The sequence below is a fragment of the Acidovorax sp. Root219 genome (assembly GCF_001428665.1).
Lineage (GTDB): Bacteria > Pseudomonadota > Gammaproteobacteria > Burkholderiales > Burkholderiaceae_C > Acidovorax.
Genome location: NZ_LMIJ01000004.1, coordinates 177,918 through 199,255, shown reverse-complemented (window position 1 = coordinate 199,255; position 21,338 = coordinate 177,918). Strand labels below are relative to the sequence as shown.

Below are 21,338 nucleotides of genomic sequence, written 5' to 3'. Positions count from 1 at the left end.
TGCGGGCCTGCGGCCTCGGCCACCCCAGCAACCCCTGAAGGAGAACCCCATGAGCCAAGCCCTTGTGATCCGCGGTGGCACCGTGGTCAATGCAGACCGCGAGCAGCGCGCAGACGTGCTGTGTGTGGATGGCCGCATCGTGGCCGTCGGGGAGGGGGCGGCCGCGCAGGCGCCTGCGGGCGCGCAGGTGCTCGACGCCAGCGGCCAGTACGTGCTGCCCGGCGGCATCGATCCGCACACCCACATGCAGCTGCCGTTCATGGGCACCGTCACCATGGACGACTTCTTCACCGGCACGGCCGCGGCCCTGGCGGGTGGCACCACGAGCATCATCGACTTCGTGATCCCCGACCCGCAGGAGTCGATCATGGACGCCTACCGCAAGTGGCGCGGCTGGGCCGAAAAGTCGGCGGCCGACTACAGCTTCCACGTCGCCATCACCTGGTGGAGCGAGCAGGTGCGCGCCGACATGGGCACGCTGGTGCAGGAGGAGGGCGTGAACAGCTTCAAGCACTTCATGGCCTACAAGAACGCCATCATGTGCGACGACGAAACCCTGGTGAACAGCTTCAAGCGCGCGCTGGAGCTGGGCGCCATGCCCACGGTGCATGCCGAGAACGGCGAGCTCGTGTACCTGCTGCAGCAGGAGGTGGCCAAGATGGGCATCACCGGCCCTGAGGGCCATCCGCTGTCGCGCCCACCCATGGTCGAGGCCGAGGCCGCCAACCGCGCGATTGCGATTGCCGACGTGCTGGGGGTGCCCATTTACGTGGTGCATGTGAGCTGCATGGAATCGGCTGACGCCATTGCCCGTGCCCGCGCGCGCGGCCAGCGGGTGTATGGCGAAGTGCTGGCCGGCCATCTGTTGATCGACGACAGCGTGTACCGCGACCCCGACTTTGCCAAGGCCGCCGCCTATGTGATGAGCCCGCCGTTTCGCCCCAAAGGGCACCAGGAGGCGCTCTGGCGCGGTCTGCAGTCGGGCCAACTGCACACCACGGCGACGGACCACTGTACCTTTTGCGCCGCTCAGAAGGCCATGGGCAAGGAAAGCTTTGCCAAGATCCCCAACGGCACGGGCGGTGTGGAAGAGCGCATGGCCGCCATCTGGGATGGCGGCGTCAACACCGGGCGCTTGACGCCCAGCGAGTTCGTGGCCATCACCTCGGCCAACGCGGCCAAGCTGTTCAACATCTACCCGCGCAAGGGCTTCATCGGCGAGGGCGCCGACGCCGACCTGGTGCTGTGGAACCCCGAGGGCACCAAGACCTTCTCGGCCAAGACCCAGCACAGCAAGGGCGACTTCAACATCTTCGAGGGTCGCACCGTGCGCGGCATTCCGAGCCACACCGTGAGCCAGGGCCGCGTGGTGTACGCCAACGGCGACCTGCGCGCCGAGCAGGGCCAGGGCCGTTACCTCAAGCGCCCGGCCTTCGGCGCCAACTTCCAGGCCGTGCAAAAGCGCGCCCAGGACCTGGCACCCACTGCGGTGGCCCGCTGACAGAACCGATCCGGAGAACACCATGGACACCAAAGTCAAGACTGACATCGACAGCCTGCGCATCAACGGCGAGCGCCTGTGGGCCTCGCTCATGGAGCTGGCGCAGATCGGCGCCACGCCCAAGGGCGGCGTGTGCCGCCTGACGCTGACCGACTTGGACAAGCAGGGCCGCGACCTCGTCACGCGCTGGGCGCGCGAGGCCGGCATGGCGGTCACCATCGACCAGATCGGCAACGGCTTCATGCGCCGCCCGGGGCGCAACAACAGCCTGCCGCCCATCATGACCGGCAGCCACATCGACACCCAGCCCACGGGCGGCAAGTTCGATGGCAACTACGGCGTGCTGGCCGGCATCGAAGTGGTGCGTACTTTGAACGACCACGGCATCGAGACCGAGGCGCCGATCGAGGTGGCCTTCTGGACCAACGAAGAAGGCTCGCGCTTCGTGCCGGTGATGATGGGCTCGGGCGTGTTCGCCAAGGCCTTCACGCTGGAGCATGCCTACGCCGCCACCGATACCGAGGGCAAGACCGTCAAGGGCGAGCTCGAACGCATCGGCTACATCGGCGAGCAGGTACCAGGCGACCACCCCATCGGCGCCTACTTCGAGACCCATATCGAGCAGGGCCCGGTGCTGGAGGACCACGACAAGACCATCGGCGTGGTCACCGGCGTGCTCGGCATCCGCTGGTACGACTGCACCGTGACCGGCATGGAGGCCCATGCCGGCCCCACGCCCATGGCCCTGCGCAAGGATGCGCTGCAGGTCGCCACGCACCTGATGCAGGAGGTGGTGGCCTGCGCCCACCGCCACCCGCCGCACGGGCGCGGCACCGTGGGCATGGTGCACGTGCACCCCAACAGCCGCAACGTGATCCCGGGCCAGGTCAAGTTCAGCATCGACCTGCGCAACGCCACCGATGCGCTGTGCGAGAGCATGGACCAGGACATCCGCGCCGTGGCCGCCAGGCTCAGCGCCGACACCGGCCTGCCGATCGTGATCGAGCAGGTCTCGGCCTACCCGGCGCAGGTGTTCCACGCCGACTGCGTGGACGCCGTGGCGCGCGCTGCCGCCAAGCTGGGCTACTCCAACATGCCTGCCGTTTCGGGCGCGGGGCACGACGCCGTCTACATGGCGCGCCTGGCGCCCGCCGGCATGGTGTTCATTCCGTGCAAGGACGGCATCAGCCACAACGAGATCGAGGATGCCAAGCCGGAACACATCACGGCAGGGTGCAACGTGCTGCTGCATGCCATGCTGGAGCGCGCAGGCACCTGAGCATGCCCACCCTCGCCCGCGTTGTGGCTGCGCGACACGCCGGGCGGGTTTTACATTTGTCGTTGGAGCGGGCCCCGGTGGGAGGCTGCCTGGCCTCCTGCCCCGGTGCCAGCGGCTTGCGCAGGCAGAGGCGCCTGCCGTGCAAATGTGACAAAACCGTGACAAATCGAGGTTTTGATTAAAAATCGGGCAGCGCGGGTGTATCTTCTGGTTACGTCTTGTTCCGTATCCTGAGAGAGAAAGCCTGCCCATGAAATTGCGAACCCGAATCCTATGGCTGTGCGCGGCCACCCTGCTGGGCCTGGTCGTGCTCTCCGCCGTGGCCTTGACCACGCTGTACCAGTCGATGATGAAGGAGCGCACGGCGCAGCTGTCCAACCTGGTGGTGCTGGCCCATGCGGCGGCGCAAAATGCCCATGACCAGGAAAAGAGCGGGGCCCTTTCCAAGGAGGACGCGCAGAAGGAAGCCAAGCGCAACATCGGCAGCTTCGTCGACAAGGACAAGTACTTCTTCGTGCGGGGCTTCACCGACGACGTGAATTACGTGCACCCCAACCCCAAGCGCATCGGCATCGTCGATGAAAAGGGCGGCAAGGAAGCCGGCGTGCGCTACCGCGCCGCGTTGCAGGGCAAGACCATCGGTACGGTGATCGCCAAGGGCACGCGCCCCGGTGCCAAGGACGAGGTGGAAAAGCTCTACGCCATCATCAAGTTCGAGCCCTGGGACTGGACCATCGGCTTTGGCGACTACATCGACGACATCGACCAGGCCTTCTGGCGCAACACGGCCATCCTGCTGTCCATCGGCGCGGTGCTGATGCTCATCGTCGCGCTCATGGCCTGGCAGATGCTGCGCACGCTGGTGCACCAGCTCGGCGGCGAGCCGCAGTATGCGGCCGACGTGGTCACGCAGATCGCCGAGGGCAACCTGGCCGTGGAGGTCATCACCCAGCCAGGCGACCAGACCAGCATCCTGCACGCCATCCGCGCCATGCGCGACAACCTGGCCCACTTGGTGCGCCAGGTGCGCGACAGCACCGATTCGATCAACACCGCCTCGGCCGAGATCGCTGCCGGCAACGGCGACCTCTCGGGCCGCACCGAATCACAGGCGAGTGCCTTGCAGGAGACGGCGGCATCGATGGAGCAGCTGACCTCCACCGTGCAGCAGAACGCGGCCAACGCACGCCGCGCCGATGAGCTGGCACGCGCCGCCTCCGACATGGCTGTGCGTGGTGGCGACGTGGTGCAGCAGGTGGTGGGCACCATGGGCTCCATCGACCAGTCCTCGCGCAAGATCGTGGACATCATCAGCGTCATCGACGGCATCGCCTTCCAGACCAACATCCTGGCGCTCAACGCCGCAGTGGAAGCGGCCCGAGCCGGTGAGCAGGGCCGGGGCTTTGCCGTGGTGGCCAGCGAAGTGCGCAGCCTGGCGCAACGCAGTGCCGCCGCCGCCAAGGAGATCAAGGGCCTGATCGACGACTCCGTGGCCAAGGTCGGTGTGGGCACCCAGCTCGTGGAGCAGGCCGGCTCCACCATGCGCGAGGTGGTCGACGGTGTGAAGAACGTGACCACCATGGTGGCCGAGATCAGCGCTGCCAGCGCCGAGCAGAGCGCCGGTATCGCCCAGGTGAACCAGGCCATTTCGCAGATGGACCAGGGCACGCAGCAGAACGCGGCGCTGGTCGAGGAGGCCCTGGCGGCGGCCCAGTCGCTGAGCCAGCAGGCCGTGGCGCTGGCGCAGACCGTGGGGCAGTTCCGCGTGGCCTGATCCGGGGCAGGCCCTCACAAAGGCAGGGTTCGCCCTGCCTTTATTCGTTTCCAGGTGCTATGCGGGCCGGGCGGAGCCGGTCAGCCCCAGAAAATGGTCCAGCATGTGGAAATGGTCCTCGAAGAACTCCTCTTCCATGCCCGCCAGTTCGGCAATCGGCGTCCACTGCACCTGCTGGGCGTCGTCATCGGCCTGCACGGTGGGGAACGGGGCCTGGCCCAGGTCGAAGTAGTGTGCGTGGGTCAGGGTGCGTCCGCGCTGGCTGCGGTCGGGGTGGTCGAACACGGCCACGGCCTGCAGCGCGGTGCGCATGCTGGCCTCGGGCAGTTGGCAGTGGGTTTCTTCCACCAGTTCGCGCAGGCACGACTGCCACACCGTCTCGCGCTGCTCGATGAAGCCGCCGGGCACGGCCAGCTGGCCCTTGCCTGGTGCATGGGCGCGGCGGATCAGCAGCACATGGTCCTGGCAGCGCAGCACGGCGTCCACGGTCACGAACACGGGCGGGTAGGGTGCTGCGGACCAGGCCTCGCGGTAGCGGCGCAGCATGCGCCATTCTTCCTGCAGCGCTTCGAAGTGGGGCGTCAGTGCAAAGCTTTCAAGAAAGTCCAGCGTGCTTGCAGGCATCTCACCCGCCAGATCGTCGAGCTCTGTGCGCACGGTGGTCGGCGTGGCGCCGAAGTAGGCGTCGCGGATGGCGGTGGCGTCGATGCGGCCCTGGCGCTCCATGTTGATCAATTCCCAACCTGGGAAGGCGCCCAGGTAGCTGCTGGTGGCGTCCTTGAAGTGGCCCACCAGGCCGATGCGGCCGGCCGCAGGCGCAATGCGGGCGACGCCCTCGCGCACAGCCTGCACCCACACGGCTTCGTTGTAGTAGTCGCGCACCGGCAGCACCTGCACACGGGCACGGTCGGCCTCGGGCAGGGCCTCGCGCAGCATCTGCTCGCGCTCGGCGGCGGTGAAGGGGTTCTTGGGCGAGCGGGCCTGCCAGGCCGAGCCCATGACCACGATGACCTGGCGCGCGCTGTCCAGCGCGCGCTGCAAAAGGGCCATGTGGCCCTGGTGGACGGGCTCGAAGCGGCCGATATAGAGGGCGGTGTCGTACATGGGGTGTATTGGATCAGACGTAGCGGGCAGCGATCGGCATCTGCCGCCCGCTGCCGAAGGCGCGCGCACGCACGCGCACGATGGGGGGCGCCTGGCGGCGCTTGTATTCGTTGCGGGCGACCATCATGCGCACGCGCTGCACCAGCGTGCGGCCGTCGTCACCCTGTTCGAGCTGCTGTACGAAGGCCAGGGCGGCATCGTACTCGGCAGGTGCCAGGCGGTCGCCCTCGATCAGCATCTTGAGGACCTCGTCGAGCACCGGGTAGGGCGGCAGGCTGTCCACGTCGCGCTGGTTGGGGGCCAGCTCGGCCGAGGGCTCCTTGTCGATGATGGCCTCGGGTATCAGTTCGCGGCCCGCATTCGCGTTGATGTGGCGCGAGAGGGCGAAGACCTCGGTTTTGTACAGGTCGCCGATCAGCCCCAGGCCACCGTTGGTGTCGCCGTAGAGCGTGCAGTAGCCCACCGATATCTCTGATTTGTTGCCCGTGGTCAGCAGCAAGTGGCCGAAGGCGTTGGAATACTCCATCAGCACCGTGCCGCGGATGCGCGCCTGCAGGTTCTCGAGCGGCAGGCCTTGCAGCACCTGACCAAAGCTGGCCTCGAACTGCTGCGCATAGACGGCCACCAGGTCGGCGATGGGGTGGTTAAGCAACTGCACGCCCAAGTTCTCGCACAGGGCCACGGAGTCGTCCACCGAGCCGCTCGATGAAAACCGCGAGGGCATGGTGATGCCCACCACGTTCTCGGGCCCCAGCGCCTGGGCGGCGAGCGCCAGCGTGAGCGCGCTGTCGATGCCGCCCGAACTGCCCACCACCACCTGCTTGAAGCCGCAGCGCCGCGCATAGTCCGACAGGCCCAGCACGATCTGCTGGCGGTAGAACTCCATGGTGGGCAGGCCCTGCGCGGGCACGGGCTCGGGCGTCTCCCCTTCGGCGGTGAGGAAGCGGCCGTTGTCGAACTGCAGGGTGCGCACGTCCTCCACAAAGCGGCTGGCTTCGAAGACGATGCCGGCCTCGGGCTCCACCGCGAACGACGCGCCGTCGAACACGATCTGGTCGTGCCCACCGATCTGGTTCACGTACAGGATGGGCAGGCCGTTGCGGCGCGAGGCATCGCCGAAGATCTGGTGGCGCTGCTCGCGCTTGGCGATGTGGCTGGGGCTGGCATTGATGCTCACCACCAGGTCGGGGGCAGCGTCGCGCATGCGGTCGAAGGGGTTGGTCGCGTAGTCGGCGCCGCCGTCGTTCCAGCCGTCCTCGCAGATCAAGAGGCCCACCTGGGCATTGCCGATGCGCAGCACCTTGGCCACGTCGGGGCCGGGCTCGAAGTGGCGGCGCTCGTCGAAAATGTTGTAGGTGGGCAGGAGCTGCTTGGCATAGCGCAGGCGCACCTCGCCGGCTTGCAGCACCAGCAGGCTGTTGTGCAGCCGCTTGCCGGGCCCCTGCGCGGGCGTGGGCGCGCCCACCACCCAGTGCAGGCCGGGCAGCTCGGCCGAGGCCTGCTGCAGCGCGGCCAGCCCGGCGGCCACGCGCTGCTGGAAGGCGCTTTCGTCGAGCATGTCGCCCGGGTAGTAGCCGCACAGCGCGAGCTCGGTGAAGACCACCAGATCGGCCTGCTCGCTGGCGGCCTGGCGCGCGGCGGCGACCATGCGCGCGACATTGCCTTCGATGTCGCCGACGGTGAAGTTGAGTTGGGCAAGGGTGATGCGGAGCATGGAAAATCCTCGGGATTGCTTACGCTTTCACGTTGAAAACCTGGCGGAGATAGGCAAGGAAGGTCTCATCGTCGCACAGCGTCTTGCCGGGCGTGTCCGACAGCTTGGCCACGGGCTGGCCGTTGGCGCGCGTGAGCTTCATCACGATGTTCAGCGGCGTCTGCCCCATGTCGTTGGTGAGGTTGGTGCCGATGCCGAAGCCCAGTTGCGTGCGGTCGCCGAAGTGCTGGTACAGCGCCAGGGCGCGCGGCAGGTCCAGCCCGTCGGAGAACACCAGGCGCTTGGTGTGTGCGTCGATGCGCAGGCGCGCATAGTGGGCCAGGGCCTTCTCGCCCCAGGCCACCGGGTCGCCCGAGTCGTGGCGCAGGCCATCGAACAGCTTGGCGAAGTACAGGTCGAAGTCGGCCAGGAAGGCGTCCATGCCCACGGTGTCGGTCAGCGCGATACCGAGGTCGCCCCGGTATTCCTGCACCCACTCTTCGAGGGCCGTGTTCTGGAAGTCGCGCAGCCGCACGCCCAGGGCCTGGTAGGTCTGCAGGTACTCGTGGGCCATGGTGCCGATGGGCACCAGGTTCAGGTCGCGCGCCAGCAGCACGTTGGATGTGCCCTTGAACCACTGCGGTGTTTCCTGGGCGAAGGTCTGCACCACCTCGCGCTGCCAGGCGCCGCTGTAGCGCCGGCGCAGGCCGAAGTCGAACAGCTCGAACGGGTGCTGCCGCGTGGCCTGCTGTGCCAGGTCCTTGAGTGTCTGCACCTTGGCGGCCAGGCGGCTGCGGCCTTCGGCGAGGGCCGCGTTGGGGTCAAAGCGGCGAAAGTACAGCTCGTTGACGATGGCCAGCACAAAGATCTCGAAGCCCATCACGTGCACCTGCGGGCCGCGTGCCACGATGTGCAACTGCCCGTCCTCGGCAGACGCCTCGATGAAATTGCGCTGGAACTGGAAGATGCGCAAAAAATCGATGAAGTCGCTCTTGATGTAGCGCAGCCCGCCCACGTAGGCCAGTTCGTCGGGCGCGAAACGCAGCGTGCACAGGTGGTCGAGTTCGGCGTTCACGTCGGCCAGCAGATCGGTGAGCGGGTAAGCGCTCTGGTTGCGGCAGACGAAGCGGTACTCGCTCTGCGTCTGCGGGTGGCCGTGCAGCAAGGCCTGCCACATGGTGAACTTGTAGAGGTCAGTATCGAGCAGGCTGTGGATGACGTGGCTCATGGTGGTTCCTCGGGAATGGGGGCGCTGGGGTCTAAAGGGCGTCGGTGCTCTGCGCCAGCCGCACACCCTGTGCGCGCATGGCATCGAGAAAGGCCGTGTGCTGCGCCTCGAAGCCGCCCACGGGGCTCATGCAGTCGGTCAGCAGGGTGATGCGCGCGGGCGCCCAGCCTGGCTGCAGCCGCGGCAGGTGCTGCACGATGTGTTCGGTGGTGGCGCGCACGCAGTGGCTGCTGGCCTCGCCGGCAATGAACAGCCGGTCGGCCGTGCCCAGCGCTGCAAGCAGGCGGGTGTTCAGGGCCGTGTCCGGGTCGCTCGCATCGGGCACCTCGGCTTCGATGGCGCTGTAGTGCTCGGTGAAGGGATTGGTGCCCTTGAACACGTTGCGCACCGCGCGCTGGCGTTGCAGCTGCCACTCGCCGCAGGCAGCCAGCACTTCGGCATGTATGCCATGGCCCCAACTGCCGATCTCGCAGTGCACGGGCCACACCATGTGGGTATAGCGGCCTTGCCGTTCTAGCGCGTCCAGGTACTGCAGGGTGCGCGGCAGCAGAGCACCATTGCGGGGCGCGAAGGCGCCGGCGCGCACCTGGGCTGCCGTGATGGGCGTGAACGCCGCCACGGCCCGCCCATCCGTCTGCTGCCAGTACCCGGGGTGGGCGATGTCGAACTGCTGGTGTGAATCGAGGGTGACGGTGATGCCGTCAAGCAGTGCACCGCAAGCACGAACGAAGGCGGCCGTGCGCTGCATGTCGGCATGGGCGCCCGCGACCGGCAGCGAGGGGGCGCTGCGCATGCCGGTGACCGGGTGGGCGGGTTGCCAGGCAGCGGGCAGGTCGCAGAAATCGTTTTGCGGGTCGATCACCAGAAGCTGGGTGGTGTGTGCCATGGTTCTTGTCCTTGTCTGTCGGTGGCGCCAGTGTAAATCAGTTAATTCAACCGTGCAACTAAGTTGTTGGAAGCCAATGGTGGATGCGTGGCCAGATGACCGGATTGCGCCCCAGGGTGGAGAGGGTGTTCCACCCAGCACGCCCCTGGGCGAATTTCATTGGACCGGGCGTGCAAAATCTGGCACAAACGAAAACTTTGTGTCTTGTTGCAATGGGCCTTTCGGTCCTGGGATGGGCACGACACCACCACGATGGGGTGCGCCGCGGCTGCCAAGGCTTGCTTGCCATCCGTCATACATGCTGGCTACAGTCGGCTACGAGGGTTATCCATGTCATTGCGGCTCAAATTCAATCTGGTGCTGGCCTGCGTGCTGCTGGTGGCGGCGGCAGGCACGGGCCTGTACGTGCACCGCTTTCTGCAGAAGACGGCCATCGAGGAGGTGCAGCACAACTCGCAGCTCATGATGCACGCTGCCATGGCCATCCGCGACTACACGACCGAACTGGTCAAGCCGCACCTCGATGTAACGCTGGCCGAGCAGTTCCTGCCGCAGACGGTGCCGGCCTTTGCCGCCACCGAAACGCTGCGCCGGCTGCAGAACCGCTTTCCGGGCTACGAGTACAAGGAGGCGGTGCTCAACCCCACCAATGTGCGCGACCGTGCCAACGAGTGGGAGGAGCGCATCGTCAAGGATTTCCGCGAAGGCCGTGCAGACCTCAAGAAGGAAGTGACCGGTGAGGTGGGCGAGGGCATGCACCGCACGCTGTACGTGGCGCGCCCCATCACGATCAAGCAGGCGCAGTGCCTGGCCTGCCACAGCACGCCCGCTGCTGCGCCCCCAACCATGCTCAAGATCTACGGCGACAAGAACGGCTTTGGCTGGCAGATGAATGAAACCATCGGCATCCAGGTGGTGCGGGTGCCCATGTTCTACCCGCTCGAGAAGGCGCGCACGACCTTCAACACCGTGATGACGGCGCTGGCGGGCAGCTTTTTGCTGCTGTTCGCGATACTGAACCTGTCGCTGTCGTCGCTGGTGATCGAGCCCATGGCACGCCTGAACCGCAAGCTCGAAGACCTGGCGACCAAGGACTTTCTGACCGACCTGGTGAACCGCCGCAAATTCTTCGAGCGGCTGGAGGCCGAGATGGCCGACACGCGCATCAAGAAGAGCAGCCTCTCGGTCGTGATGTTCGACATCGACTTCTTCAAGCGCATCAACGACACCTTCGGCCACGATTCGGGCGATGTGGTGCTCAAGGCCACGGCCTTGCGGGTGCGCGAGCTGCTGCGCTCGTCCGATTGCGCGGCGCGCTTCGGTGGCGAGGAGTTCATTTTGCTGCTCAAGGAAACGCCGGTTGACGCTGCCATGGCCATGGCCGAAGCCGTGCGCGCACGCATCGCCACCGTGCCTTTCGACGCGGTGGGCCATGTGAGTGCCAGCTTCGGTGTGGCCGCCTGGAACCAGGTGGAAGATGCGCATGCGCTGATCAAGCGCGCCGACACGGCCCTGTATGTGGCCAAGTCCAGCGGCCGCAACTGCGTGGTGCAGGCCAAGGACGCGGTCTGAAACCAGGGCTCGCAGCGCCACGGCCAGATTAGGCCGTGGCTGCCTTGGCCTCGTCGTAGTCGGTCAGGTAGTCGCCAGCGAGCGAGATCTTCTGCTTTTCGGTCAGCAGCTTGCCGGCCATCTGGAAGAAGCGGTGTTCCTCTTCCTTGAGATGGTGCTCCACCTTCTCGGCCAGTTTTTTCGCCAGAGGCAGCCAGGCAGGGGTGGCGGGGTCGGCTTCTTCCAGGGATTCCACCAGTTCATCGATCTGGTGGTGCTCCGAAATCGCGTGGCGCGACAGGTCCATGCCGGCGTCGAGCTGCATCAGCGGCGCATAGAAATTCCGGTCTTCGGCCAGCTCGTGGGCTGCCAGTTCGGTCTTGAGCTGCAGGAACAGTTCCTGCCGTTCGGGCGTATCGCCACTGGTTTCTGTCAGGCGGCGGTACAGGTCGCGCTGCAGCTCGTGGCTCTCGCGCAGGGCTTCAAAGATATTCTGTTGGCTCATGGGGATCCTTGGCAGTGAGGGGTGCAGGCAATGCGGCTTACTTGAGGGCCTTGCGGGCCGCACCGACACCGATGGCCGCCAGGACCACGAAAATCACGGCCAGCCCCAGGAACAACACGAACAGGATCTTGGCAATGCCTGCCGTGCCCGCCGCCACGCCGGTGAAGCCCAGTGCACCGGCAACCAGCGAGATCAGGGCAAAAATGATGGCGTACTTGAGCATGTTGGTTCCTTGCAGTAGGGGCAGCATCTGCTGCGAATTAGATGTGACTGAAAGATACCGGAGTGGCCGTGCTGGGAGCGTCGGCAGGTGCGGAGTGTGGGTGTAGGAGAGCGCCGATCCGATGGAGCTCGGGCCCGGAAACGACAAAGCCGCAGCGCGGTGAGCGCTGCGGCTTTGTTTTACAGAAGTTTCCCGAAGAGGGGGAGCGCCGGGCATACAGCCCTGCTGCTGCACGCAGTGCAGCAGCCTTGTCCGTACTTTGGTCTGCGTTCACATCGCTTACGCGATATGAACTTCGCCCGAAGACCGAAAAACCGCGCTATTTGCGCGGCGGGCTTACAGCCCGGCTGCTGCGCGAAGCGCAGCAGCTTTGTCGGTCTTTTGGTCTGCGCTCACATCGCTGGCACGATATGAGCTTCGCCCACGTGCGGAAAGCCGCGCTGGTGCGCGGAGGGCTTACAGCCCTGCTGCTGCACGCAGTGCAGCAGCCTTGTCCGTACGTTCCCAGGTGAACTCGGGTTCTTCGCGGCCGAAGTGGCCGTAGGCGGCGGTCTTTTCGTAGATCGGGCGCAGCAGGTCCAGCATCTGGATGATGCCCTTGGGGCGCAGGTCGAAATGCTCCTGCACCAGTGCGGCAATCTTGTCGTCGGGGATCACGCCCGTGCCTTCGGTGTAGACGGTCACATTCATGGGGCGTGCCACGCCGATGGCGTAGGCCACCTGGATCTGGCACTGGCGCGCCAGGCCGGCGGCGACGATGTTCTTGGCCACGTAGCGTGCGGCGTAGGCGGCCGAGCGGTCCACCTTGGTTGGGTCCTTGCCGCTGAAGGCGCCGCCGCCGTGGGGGCAGGCACCGCCGTAGGTGTCGACGATGATCTTGCGGCCGGTCAGGCCGCAGTCGCCTTGCGGGCCGCCGATGACGAAGCGGCCGGTGGGGTTGATCAGGTACTTGGTGTCCTTGAGCCACTCGCTGGGCAGCACGGGCTTGATGATCTCTTCGATCACGGCCTCGATGAAGCTGGCCTTCATGGTCTTGGCGGTTTCGCTCTGGTCGGGGTGGTGCTGGGTGGAGAGCACCACGGTGTCGATGCTGTGTGGCTTGCCGTCCACATAGCGCATGGTCACCTGGCTCTTGGCATCGGGGCGCAGGAAGGGCAGGCGCCCGTCCTTGCGCAACTGGGCCTGGCGCTCCACAAGGCGGTGCGCATAGTAGATAGGCGCGGGCATCAGCTCGGGCGTTTCGTCGCAGGCGTAGCCGAACATCAGGCCCTGGTCGCCGGCACCGGTGTTCAGGTGGTCGTCGCTGGCCTGGTCCACGCCCTGGGCGATGTCGTTCGATTGCTTGTCGTAGGCCACGAGCACGGCACAGCCCTTGTAGTCGATGCCGTAGTCGGTGTTGTCGTAGCCGATGCGCTTGATGGTGTCGCGCGCTACCTGGATGTAGTCCACGTGGGCGTTGGTGGTGATTTCACCCGCCAGCACCACGAGGCCGGTGTTGGTCAGCGTTTCGGCGGCGACGCGGCTGCGGGGGTCCTGCTTGAAGATCGCATCGAGGATCGCATCCGAGATCTGGTCGGCCACTTTGTCGGGGTGGCCTTCGGAGACGGATTCCGAGGTAAAAAGAAAGTCGTTCGCCATTTGAATAAACTCCTGTGTTCCGGCATTTGGGGCGTTGCCCTCACCCCGAAGGAGCTTTGGCGAACGCTTTAGCAGATTTATTTAACGTCGCCCTGCAAGTTGCTCATTTAACTCAGCGACCCCGTCATTTTAATGCCATCTTTGTTCCGTCTCTTTTCCGTGTTGCCACTGTGGCTGCTCCATGGCCTGGGCGCGGCCATGGGCTGGGTGGCATTTCTGGCCTCTCCCATCTACCGCAGGCGCTTTCGGGCCAATGCGTCGCAGGCCGGCTACCGCTTCGGTGATGTGAGCGCCGCCGTGGGCCATGCAGGCCGCATGGTGGCCGAGTTGCCGCGCCTGTGGCTGGGGGCCCCGCTGCCGTTTCGCATCGAGGGCGGGGCCTGCGTGGAGGCGGCCTATGCCCAGGGCCGTGGCATCCTGTACCTCACGCCCCACCTGGGCTGCTTCGAGTTCTCGGCCCAGGCGGCCGCCCTGCGCTGGAGTGCCGACCACGGCCCCATCACCGTGCTCTACCGCCCTGCGCGCCAGCCCTGGCTCGCCAAGGTGATGGAGACTGCCCGCAACCGGCCGGGAATGCAGGCCGTGCCCACCAACCTCTCTGGCGTGCGCCAGATGATCAAGGCGCTGCGCCGGGGCGAGGCCGTGGGCCTGCTGCCTGACCAAGTGCCGCCACAGGGCCAGGGCCAGTGGAGCCCTTTCTTCGGCAAGGACGCCTACACCATGACGCTGGCCGTGCGCCTTGCCCACCAGACGGGCGCGGTGGTCGTCCTGGCGCGCTGCGAGCGCCTGTCCTGGGGCCGTGGCTACGTGGTGCATTTCGAACCCCTGCCCGCCGCACCGCTGGCGCAGGACGCCGACGCAGCACTGCTGCAGATCAACAAGGCCATGGAACATCTGATACGACAATCCCCCGGCCTGTACCTCTGGGGCTATGGCCGCTACAAGCAGCCCCGTGTGGAAGCCGCTGCCGCTGCTGCAACGCCTGCCGGAGGTGCCGCATGACCGGGCGCCTGGGGGTGTTGTTCATGCGCCTGCTGGCCTTGCTGCCGCTGCGCGTGCTGCGGGGCATGGGCTGGTTCATCGGCCAGGCGCTGTACCTGGTGGCGGCGCCGCGGCGCAAGGTGGCGCTGCGCAATCTGGCGCTGTGCTTTCCCGATGCCACCGAAGCCCAGCGGCGCCAGTGGGCGCGCGAAAGCTTTGTGGGTTTCTGCCAGACCTGGCTGGACCGCAGCTGGCTGTGGTTCGCCCCGCGCGAGGTGGTGCTGGACCGTGTGAAGCTGCAAGGCGCGCTGGACGAGTTGCTGGGGGACACGCCGACCATCATCTTTGCGCCGCATTTCTACGGCATGGATGCCGGGGGCTCCGCGCTCACCTTGCACACCGACCGGGCCTTCACCTCCATCTTCACGCCCCAGCCCGATCCGGCGGTGGATGTCTGGATCCGCAACGGGCGCCAGCGCTTTGGCAATGTGCGCATGCTCAACCGGGGCGATGGCGTCAAGCCCATCCTGAGCGGGCTGCGCAAGGGCGGCCTGCTGTACCTGTTGCCCGACATGGATTTCGGACGCAACGATTCGCTGTTCGTGCCCTTTTACGGCGTGACAGCAGCCACGGTGCCGTCGCTGTCGCGCTTCGCCCGGCTGGGGCGTGCCAAGGTGATCTCCATGGTCACGCGCATCACGCCCGCGGGCTATGTGGCCGAGCTGTCGCCCGCCTGGCCCGGATACCCCACCGACGACGCCGAGGCCGACACGGCGCTGATGAACCAGTACCTGCAGTCGTACATCGACGTGACGCCGGGGCAGTACTACTGGGTACACAAGCGCTTCAAGACCCGGCCCGAGGGCGAGCCTTCGATCTATTGAAGCGAAGCGGGGGCTCAGCCTCCGCGCAGAAAGCCCGCGAGCGCGCTCGCTACCCGATCCGGCTGCTCATGCACCACCCAGTGCGATGCGCCTTCGATCTTGTCGATCTGCAGTTGGGGAATCCAGCCCGGCAGGCCATCGAGCAGTCCGGGCAGCAAAGCGGGGTCGTCCATCGCCCAGACCACCAGGGTGGGCACCGACACGGTGAGCATGCTGTCGGGCAGGGTGATGTTGGCGATGGTGTTGTCGTCGCCTCGCGGCGGTCGCAGGGGGCTGGCGCGGTAATAGTTGCAGGCGCCGGTCAGGCCCTGCTGCCACAGGGTGCGGTATTGCGCGCGCACCCCGTCGGTCAACCACTGCGGCGCCCGGCCTTCGGGATCGTCGAAAAACGCGAACAGGCGCGCGAAATCATTCTCGGCCAGCAGGGCTTCGGCGTCCGGCCGGCACAGGAAATGCATGTACTGGCTGCTGGCCTGTTGCGCGGCGTTGTGCTGCAGTTCGCGCAGGAAGGTGCCGGGATGGGGTGAGTTGACGATGGCCAAGCGCTTCATGCGCTGCGGCTGTTGGTTGGCCAGATTCCAGGCTACTGCCCCGCCCCAGTCGTGGGCCACCAGGCATTCGAGCGGCTGGCCGGGGCTCACGATCTCGATCAGTGCCGCAAGATCCTGCACCAGGTGCTTGGCCCGGTAGGCATCGACGGCTGCGGGGCTGCTCGATTCGCCAAACCCGCGCAGATACGGGGCCACGCAGTGGTAGCCGCCGTTTTCGGGCAGCGCGAAGTGCGACAGCATGGCATCCCAGATGAAGGCGCCTTCGGGAAAGCCGTGCAGGAACAGCAGCACGGGCCGCCCGGCGGCGCCGCTTTCGCGGCAGTGCAGGGTCGTGCCGTGGGACAGGGGAATGGTGCGGTTGCTGATCATGGCGCTATTGCTATCGTTTGTGTAGCAGCCAGCGCGCATGGGTCCAGCACTGGCGTTCAATCTTCCTCGGGTTCCTGGTCGTCGGCGCTGTCGGCGTCCGGCGCAGGTTCGTCGCCCTGCGCCAGCTCGGCACCAGGCACCGGGTGTGCCCACTGCCACAGCAGTTGGGCCACCTCGTCTACCCCCTGCTTTTTGAGGGCAGAGAACATCTTGACGTCGCCGCCGCCGGCGTGCAGTCGCGTGATCGACAGTATCTTGGCCTGCTCTGCACGGGTGAGCTTGTCGGCCTTGGTGAGCACGATGAGGAACTTGAGCCCTTCCTCGACCCGGGGGCGCACCACTTCGAGCAGCGCTTCGTCGAGCCCCGTGAGGCCCAGGCGGGGGTCGCACAGCAGCACGATGCCCGTGAGGCCCGGGCGGCTAACCAGGTAATTGACCATCACCTGTTGCCAGCGCACCTTGTCCGAGCGCGAGACGGCGGCATAGCCATAACCGGGCAAATCGGCCAGCACGGCGTCCATCACCCCCTGTTTTCCCAGGGAAAACAGGTTGATGTGCTGGGTGCGGCCAGGCTTCTTTGAGGCGTATGCGAGCTGTTTTTGCTGTGTCAGCGTGTTGATGCAGGTGGATTTGCCCGCATTGGAACGGCCCACGAAGGCAATCTCCGGCACCACGATGGGGGGCAGGTGGTGCAGTTGCGCCGCCGTGGTGAGGAATCTTGCCGTGTGCATCCAGCCCATGGCGACTTTGGCGTCGGGTGCGGGCGGGAGAGAGCCAGCAACTGGCGCAGAAGGAGTGGTCGTCATGGGGGGTTGAGGTGCTTGCGGGGCCTCATTGTAGAATCGTGCGGTTTCGCGCACATAAACACAGACCCTCGATATGAAGTTGCTCGCCTCTATGCTGATGGCTGCCGTGCTGGCAGTGCCCGCTTTCCCGGCTTTTTCTGCGGGCGAGACTCCCGCTGCGCCACCCAAGGCTGCCAAGCCCGACCTTGTCAAAGGCGAGGCCAGCTTCACTGCGGTGTGCGCTGCCTGCCACGGCGCGGACGGCAACTCGGCGATCGCGGCCAACCCCAAGCTGTCGCAGCAGCACCCCGAGTACCTGGTCAAGCAACTGCAGGAATTCAAGTCCGGCAAACGCAACGATCCCGTGATGAAGGGCTTTGCTTCGGCCCTGTCGGACGAGGACATGAAGAACATTGCGTACTGGGTGACCGCCAAGGCGGCCAAGCCCGGCTTCGCCAAGGACAAGGCCTTGGTCTCCATGGGCGAGCGCATCTACCGCGGCGGCATTGCCGACCGCCAGATCGCCGCCTGTGCCGGCTGCCACAGCCCCAATGGCTCCGGCATCCCGGCCCAGTACCCGCGCCTGTCCGGCCAGCATGCCGACTACACCGCGACGCAGCTCGTCGCCTTCCGCGATGGCAAGCGCGCCAACAGCCTGCAGATGACGCAGGTGGCTGCCAAGCTGAACGACCGCGAGATCAAGGCTGTGGCGGACTACATCGCCGGCCTGCGCTGATGAATCGACTGAACGACTGATCTTTCTCAAGCAAGGCCCACACAGCGCGGGCCGACCGGAACCAACCGCCAATAACAAACCCAAAAAGGGCGGGTCCATCGAGCAGATGGTCCCGTCCTTTTTCTTTGCCTGCCCCATCGCCCCTCTTTCCTCCATGTCTGACAACACCCAAGGCGTTCGCGTCCAGTACGGCTCCAAGGCCTTGCGCGCCGTGATCGAGATGCTGTCTTCGATGCGCTTCGCGATCTCGCTGCTGACGGTGATCTGCATCGCCTCGGTGATCGGCACCGTGCTCAAGCAGCACGAGCCGGCGGCGAACTATGTGAACCAGTTCGGCCCCTTCTGGGCAGCGCTGTTCAGCGCCATCCAACTCAATGCGGTGTACAGCGCCTGGTGGTTCCTGCTGATCCTGGCGTTTCTGGTGCTGAGCACCTCGCTGTGCATCGCCCGCAACACGCCCAAGATCCTGGTGGACATCCGGGTGTACAAGGAAAACATCCGCGAGCAGAGTCTCAAGGCCTTCCACCACAAAGCCGAGGCCGATCTGCCCGAAGGCCCCGAGGCCGAGGCCAAGCGCATCGGCGCCCTGCTGGCCGGTGGCGGTTGGAAGGTGCGCCTGCAGCAGCGCGATACACCGGCTGGCGCTGGCACGGGCTGGATGGTAGCGGCCAAGGCCGGCGCGGCCAACAAGATCGGCTACATCGCTGCGCACAGCGCCATCGTGCTGGTGTGCGTGGGCGGGCTGCTCGATGGGGACCTGATCGTGCGTGCGCAGATGCTGCTGGGCGGCAAGACGCCCTATACCGGTGGCGGACTGATCGCGGACGTGAAGCCCGAGCACCGGCTGTCCGAGCGCAACCCGACCTTTCGTGGCAACCTGCTGGTGGCCGAGGGCACGCAATCGAGCACGGCCCTCCTGAACCAGTCCGATGGCGTGTTGCTGCAGGACCTGCCGTTCGCCATCGAGCTCAAGAAATTCATCGTCGAGCACTATTCCACGGGCATGCCCAAGCTGTTTGCCAGCGAGATCGTCATCCACGACAAGGCCACGGGCGAGAAGACGCCGGCGCGCGTGGAGGTGAACCACCCGGCCAGCTACAAGGGCGTGGAGATCTACCAGTCGAGCTTCGACGACGGCGGCTCACACCTGAAGCTGCGCGCCGTGCCCATGGCGCCGGGCGCCAAGGCCTTCGACGTCGAAGGGGTGGTGGGTGATTCGACCCAACTGACCAACAAGGGCGGCGCGGCGGGCAGCGACACCATGACGCTGGAGTTCACGGCGCTGCGCACCATCAACGTCGAGAACTTCGGCGGTGCCGGCCCGGGCGCCACGGGTGTGGACGTGCGCAAGGTCGACCTGCGCGAGGCCGTGGAGTCGCGCCTGGGCGCCGCCAACAAGACTGTGACCAAGAAGGAACTGCGCAACGTGGGCCCGAGCGTGAGCTACAAGCTGCGCGATGCGGCAGGCCAGGCGCGCGAGTTCCACAACTACATGCTGCCCGTGGACACAGGCGATGGCGTGCCGGTGTACCTGCTGGGTGTGCGTGAGATGCCGGCAGACCCGTTTCGCTACCTGCGGGTGCCTGCCGATGACCAGGGCGGGATGGACGGATTCCTGCGCCTGCGCGTGGCGCTGGCCGACCCGGCGGCGCGCGAACAGGCGGTGCGCAGCTATGTGGCGCAGGCCATCGATCCATCGCGGCCCGACGTGGGCGAGCAATTGGCGCAATCGGCCTTGCGCGCGCTGGCGCTGTTTGCCGGCAATGGCATCGTGGACGGCAAGCCCACGGGCGGGTTGCAGGCGATTTCCGACTTCATGGAATCCAACGTGCCGGAGGCCGAGCGGGGCCGCGCAGGCGAGGTGCTGATCCGCATCCTGAACGGCACCCTGTTCGAGCTGGCGCAACTGTCGCGCAAGAATGCGGGCCTGCAGCCCCTGCCGCCGGACGACAAGACGCGCGGCTTCATGACCCAGGCCGTGCTGTCGCTGAGCGACGCGCAGATCTACCCGGCGGCCATTGCCTTCGAGCTCAAGGACTTCACGCAGGTGCAGGCCAGCGTGTTCCAGGTGGCCCGCGCGCCCGGCAGGAACATCGTCTACCTGGGCTGCGCCTTGCTCATTCTGGGCGTTTTTGCCATGCTCTACATCCGCGAACGCCGCATCTGGGTCTGGGTGGCGCCGCAGGGTGATAGGGCGCATGCCATGATGGCGCTCTCGACGAATCGCAAGACCATGGACGGCGACCGGGAGTTTGTAGAGCTCGCAGAAAAACTGATCGGGGCACCGCCCCTGCAAGGCAACCCATGAACACGGCCACCCGCAACACCACGATCACCCTGAACGAAGGGTTCTTCTCCCGCCGCAACTGGCTGGACTGGGCCTTTGCGGCCATCGTCGCTGTGGGGGCGCTGTATGCGCTGCAGCGCTATGGCAACTTCATGGATGTGTACGAAAAGGGAATCCTGCTCGGGGCCATTCCCTCGACCATCTGGCTGGGCTGGTTTTGGCGCCCGCTGCGCACGCTGATGCTGGTGGTGACCGCGGTGGCGTTGATGGCCATCGGCCTGTACCAGGTCGATGGGGCGGGCAGCCTGGCGCGCGCCGACACGGTGTTCGGGCTCAAGTACTTCCTGTCGAGCCAGTCGGCCATCCTGTGGATGAGCATGCTGTTCTTCATGAGCACGGCGTTCTACTGGATTGGCATGTTCGCGCGGGGCGAGGGCCACACCATGAACCTGATCGGCTCGCGCCTGGCCTGGGTGGCCGTGGGCATGGCACTGATCGGCACTCTGGTGCGCTGGTACGAGAGCTACCTGATCGGGCCCGACATCGGCCACATCCCGGTGAGCAACCTGTACGAGGTGTTCGTGCTGTTCTGCTGGATGACGGCTGCCTTCTACCTGTACTACGAAGCCCAGTACAAGACACGCGCCCTGGGTGGCTTCGTGATGCTGGTGGTGAGTGCGGCCGTGGGCTTTCTGCTGTGGTACACGGTGGTGCGCGAGGCGCACGAGATCCAGCCGCTGGTGCCTGCGCTCAAGAGCTGGTGGATGAAGCTGCACGTGCCGGCCAACTTCATCGGCTACGGCACGTTCGCGCTGTCGGCCATGGTGGCGTTTGCCTACCTGATCAAGCAGCAGGCCAAGGAGACGCGCTGGTACAAGCTGGCGCCGCTGTGGCTGCTGGGCGTGGTGCTGTGTTTCGAGCCCATCGTGTTCCGCCAGGGCGCGACGGAGAACGGCGGCAGCTACTGGATGGTGTACTTCGGCATCTCGGCGCTGATCGTGGCCGGCATCCTGCTGGGGCGCAAGCGCATCGCCGAGCGCCTGCCTTCGTTCGAGATCCTGGACGATGTGATGTACAAGGCCATCGCCGTGGGCTTTGCGTTCTTCACCATTGCCACGGTGCTGGGCGCGCTGTGGGCGGCCGAGGCCTGGGGCGGCTACTGGAGCTGGGACCCCAAGGAGACCTGGGCGCTGATCGTCTGGCTCAACTACGCCGCCTGGCTGCACATGCGCCTCATGAAGGGCCTGCGTGGCACGGTGTCGGCCTGGTGGGCTCTGGTGGGCCTGGCGGTCACGACCTTCGCCTTCCTCGGGGTCAACATGTTTCTGAGCGGGCTGCACAGCTACGGTACGCTGTAGGACGA

Annotated in this window: 18 protein-coding genes; 9 read left to right on the top strand and 9 right to left on the bottom strand. The window is 66.0% G+C overall.

Annotation, left to right across the window (positions count from 1 at the left end; all coding sequences use genetic code 11):
* Positions 1-49 precede the first annotated feature (49 nt).
* The 3 genes from hydA to ASE28_RS05380 all read left to right on the top strand — a co-directional run bounded on the left by hydA (position 50) and on the right by ASE28_RS05380 (position 4,554).
* Positions 50-1,501, top strand: a complete 1,452-nt coding sequence (gene hydA, locus ASE28_RS05390) for a dihydropyrimidinase (protein ID WP_057265240.1) — start codon at positions 50-52, stop codon at positions 1,499-1,501.
* A 22-nt stretch (positions 1,502-1,523) separates the two neighbouring features.
* Complete coding sequence (locus ASE28_RS05385; RefSeq protein WP_057265237.1) at positions 1,524-2,780, top strand: Zn-dependent hydrolase; 1,257 nt, start codon at positions 1,524-1,526, stop codon at positions 2,778-2,780.
* Positions 2,781-3,030: 250 nt separating this feature from the next.
* Positions 3,031-4,554: a methyl-accepting chemotaxis protein gene (locus ASE28_RS05380; protein WP_057265236.1), complete on the top strand. Its 1,524-nt coding sequence runs from the start codon at positions 3,031-3,033 to the stop codon at positions 4,552-4,554.
* 57 nt (positions 4,555-4,611) lie between these two features.
* On the opposite strand, the gene ASE28_RS05375 is transcribed toward ASE28_RS05380, so the two are convergent.
* The 4 genes from ASE28_RS05375 to ASE28_RS05360 are packed head-to-tail and all read right to left on the bottom strand — an operon-like array spanning position 4,612 to position 9,465.
* Positions 4,612-5,658, bottom strand: coding sequence for a bifunctional nicotinamide-nucleotide adenylyltransferase/Nudix hydroxylase (locus tag ASE28_RS05375; RefSeq protein WP_057265233.1), 1,047 nt, complete (start codon positions 5,656-5,658; stop codon positions 4,612-4,614).
* A gap of 13 nt (positions 5,659-5,671) precedes the next feature.
* The gene (locus ASE28_RS05370) at positions 5,672-7,372 is read right to left on the bottom strand and encodes an NAD+ synthase (protein ID WP_057265231.1); all 1,701 of its coding nucleotides are present in this window, start codon (positions 7,370-7,372) and stop codon (positions 5,672-5,674) included.
* 19 nt (positions 7,373-7,391) lie between these two features.
* Positions 7,392-8,579 (bottom strand): nicotinate phosphoribosyltransferase, encoded by a 1,188-nt coding sequence (gene pncB / locus ASE28_RS05365; protein ID WP_057265229.1) that lies wholly within the window; start codon positions 8,577-8,579, stop codon positions 7,392-7,394.
* A gap of 31 nt (positions 8,580-8,610) precedes the next feature.
* Complete coding sequence (locus tag ASE28_RS05360; protein ID WP_057265227.1) at positions 8,611-9,465, bottom strand: hypothetical protein; 855 nt, start codon at positions 9,463-9,465, stop codon at positions 8,611-8,613.
* A gap of 330 nt (positions 9,466-9,795) precedes the next feature.
* Here ASE28_RS05360 and ASE28_RS05355 point away from each other — a divergent pair, with 330 nt between their 5' ends.
* Positions 9,796-11,037, top strand: a complete 1,242-nt coding sequence (locus tag ASE28_RS05355; RefSeq protein WP_057265223.1) for a diguanylate cyclase — start codon at positions 9,796-9,798, stop codon at positions 11,035-11,037.
* Positions 11,038-11,065: 28 nt separating this feature from the next.
* Here the strand turns inward: ASE28_RS05355 and ASE28_RS05350 are convergent, their stop codons facing one another.
* From ASE28_RS05350 to metK, 3 genes are all read right to left on the bottom strand, one after another.
* The gene (locus ASE28_RS05350) at positions 11,066-11,521 is read right to left on the bottom strand and encodes a hemerythrin domain-containing protein (protein ID WP_057265221.1); all 456 of its coding nucleotides are present in this window, start codon (positions 11,519-11,521) and stop codon (positions 11,066-11,068) included.
* 37 nt (positions 11,522-11,558) lie between these two features.
* Complete coding sequence (locus ASE28_RS05345; RefSeq protein WP_057265313.1) at positions 11,559-11,744, bottom strand: DUF1328 domain-containing protein; 186 nt, start codon at positions 11,742-11,744, stop codon at positions 11,559-11,561.
* A gap of 456 nt (positions 11,745-12,200) precedes the next feature.
* Positions 12,201-13,382, bottom strand: a complete 1,182-nt coding sequence (gene metK, locus ASE28_RS05340) for a methionine adenosyltransferase (RefSeq protein WP_057205150.1) — start codon at positions 13,380-13,382, stop codon at positions 12,201-12,203.
* Between the two features lie 132 nt (positions 13,383-13,514).
* Between metK and ASE28_RS05335 the strand changes: the two genes are divergently transcribed.
* Both ASE28_RS05335 and ASE28_RS05330 read left to right on the top strand, forming a co-directional pair.
* Positions 13,515-14,384 (top strand): lysophospholipid acyltransferase family protein, encoded by an 870-nt coding sequence (locus ASE28_RS05335; protein WP_057265219.1) that lies wholly within the window; start codon positions 13,515-13,517, stop codon positions 14,382-14,384.
* Complete coding sequence (locus ASE28_RS05330; RefSeq protein ID WP_057205145.1) at positions 14,381-15,247, top strand: lysophospholipid acyltransferase family protein; 867 nt, start codon at positions 14,381-14,383, stop codon at positions 15,245-15,247. Before ASE28_RS05335 ends, ASE28_RS05330 begins: the two co-directional genes overlap by 4 nt.
* 14 nt (positions 15,248-15,261) lie before the next feature.
* On the opposite strand, the gene ASE28_RS05325 is transcribed toward ASE28_RS05330, so the two are convergent.
* Both ASE28_RS05325 and yihA read right to left on the bottom strand, forming a co-directional pair.
* Entirely contained in the window at positions 15,262-16,167 is a 906-nt protein-coding gene (locus tag ASE28_RS05325) for an alpha/beta fold hydrolase (RefSeq protein WP_057205143.1), read from the bottom strand.
* A 56-nt stretch (positions 16,168-16,223) separates the two neighbouring features.
* Positions 16,224-16,973 (bottom strand): ribosome biogenesis GTP-binding protein YihA/YsxC, encoded by a 750-nt coding sequence (gene yihA / locus ASE28_RS05320; RefSeq protein WP_057265217.1) that lies wholly within the window; start codon positions 16,971-16,973, stop codon positions 16,224-16,226.
* Between the two features lie 73 nt (positions 16,974-17,046).
* Between yihA and ASE28_RS05315 the strand changes: the two genes are divergently transcribed.
* The 3 genes from ASE28_RS05315 to ccsB all read left to right on the top strand — a co-directional run bounded on the left by ASE28_RS05315 (position 17,047) and on the right by ccsB (position 21,333).
* Positions 17,047-17,688, top strand: coding sequence for a cytochrome c (locus tag ASE28_RS05315; protein ID WP_057265215.1), 642 nt, complete (start codon positions 17,047-17,049; stop codon positions 17,686-17,688).
* A gap of 154 nt (positions 17,689-17,842) precedes the next feature.
* Complete coding sequence (locus tag ASE28_RS05310; RefSeq protein ID WP_057265207.1) at positions 17,843-19,996, top strand: cytochrome c biogenesis protein ResB; 2,154 nt, start codon at positions 17,843-17,845, stop codon at positions 19,994-19,996.
* On the top strand, positions 19,993-21,333 hold the full coding sequence (ccsB, locus tag ASE28_RS05305) for a c-type cytochrome biogenesis protein CcsB (RefSeq protein ID WP_057265205.1): 1,341 nt from the start codon (positions 19,993-19,995) through the stop codon (positions 21,331-21,333). The genes ASE28_RS05310 and ccsB overlap by 4 nt, the downstream gene beginning before the upstream one ends.
* Positions 21,334-21,338 lie beyond the last annotated feature (5 nt).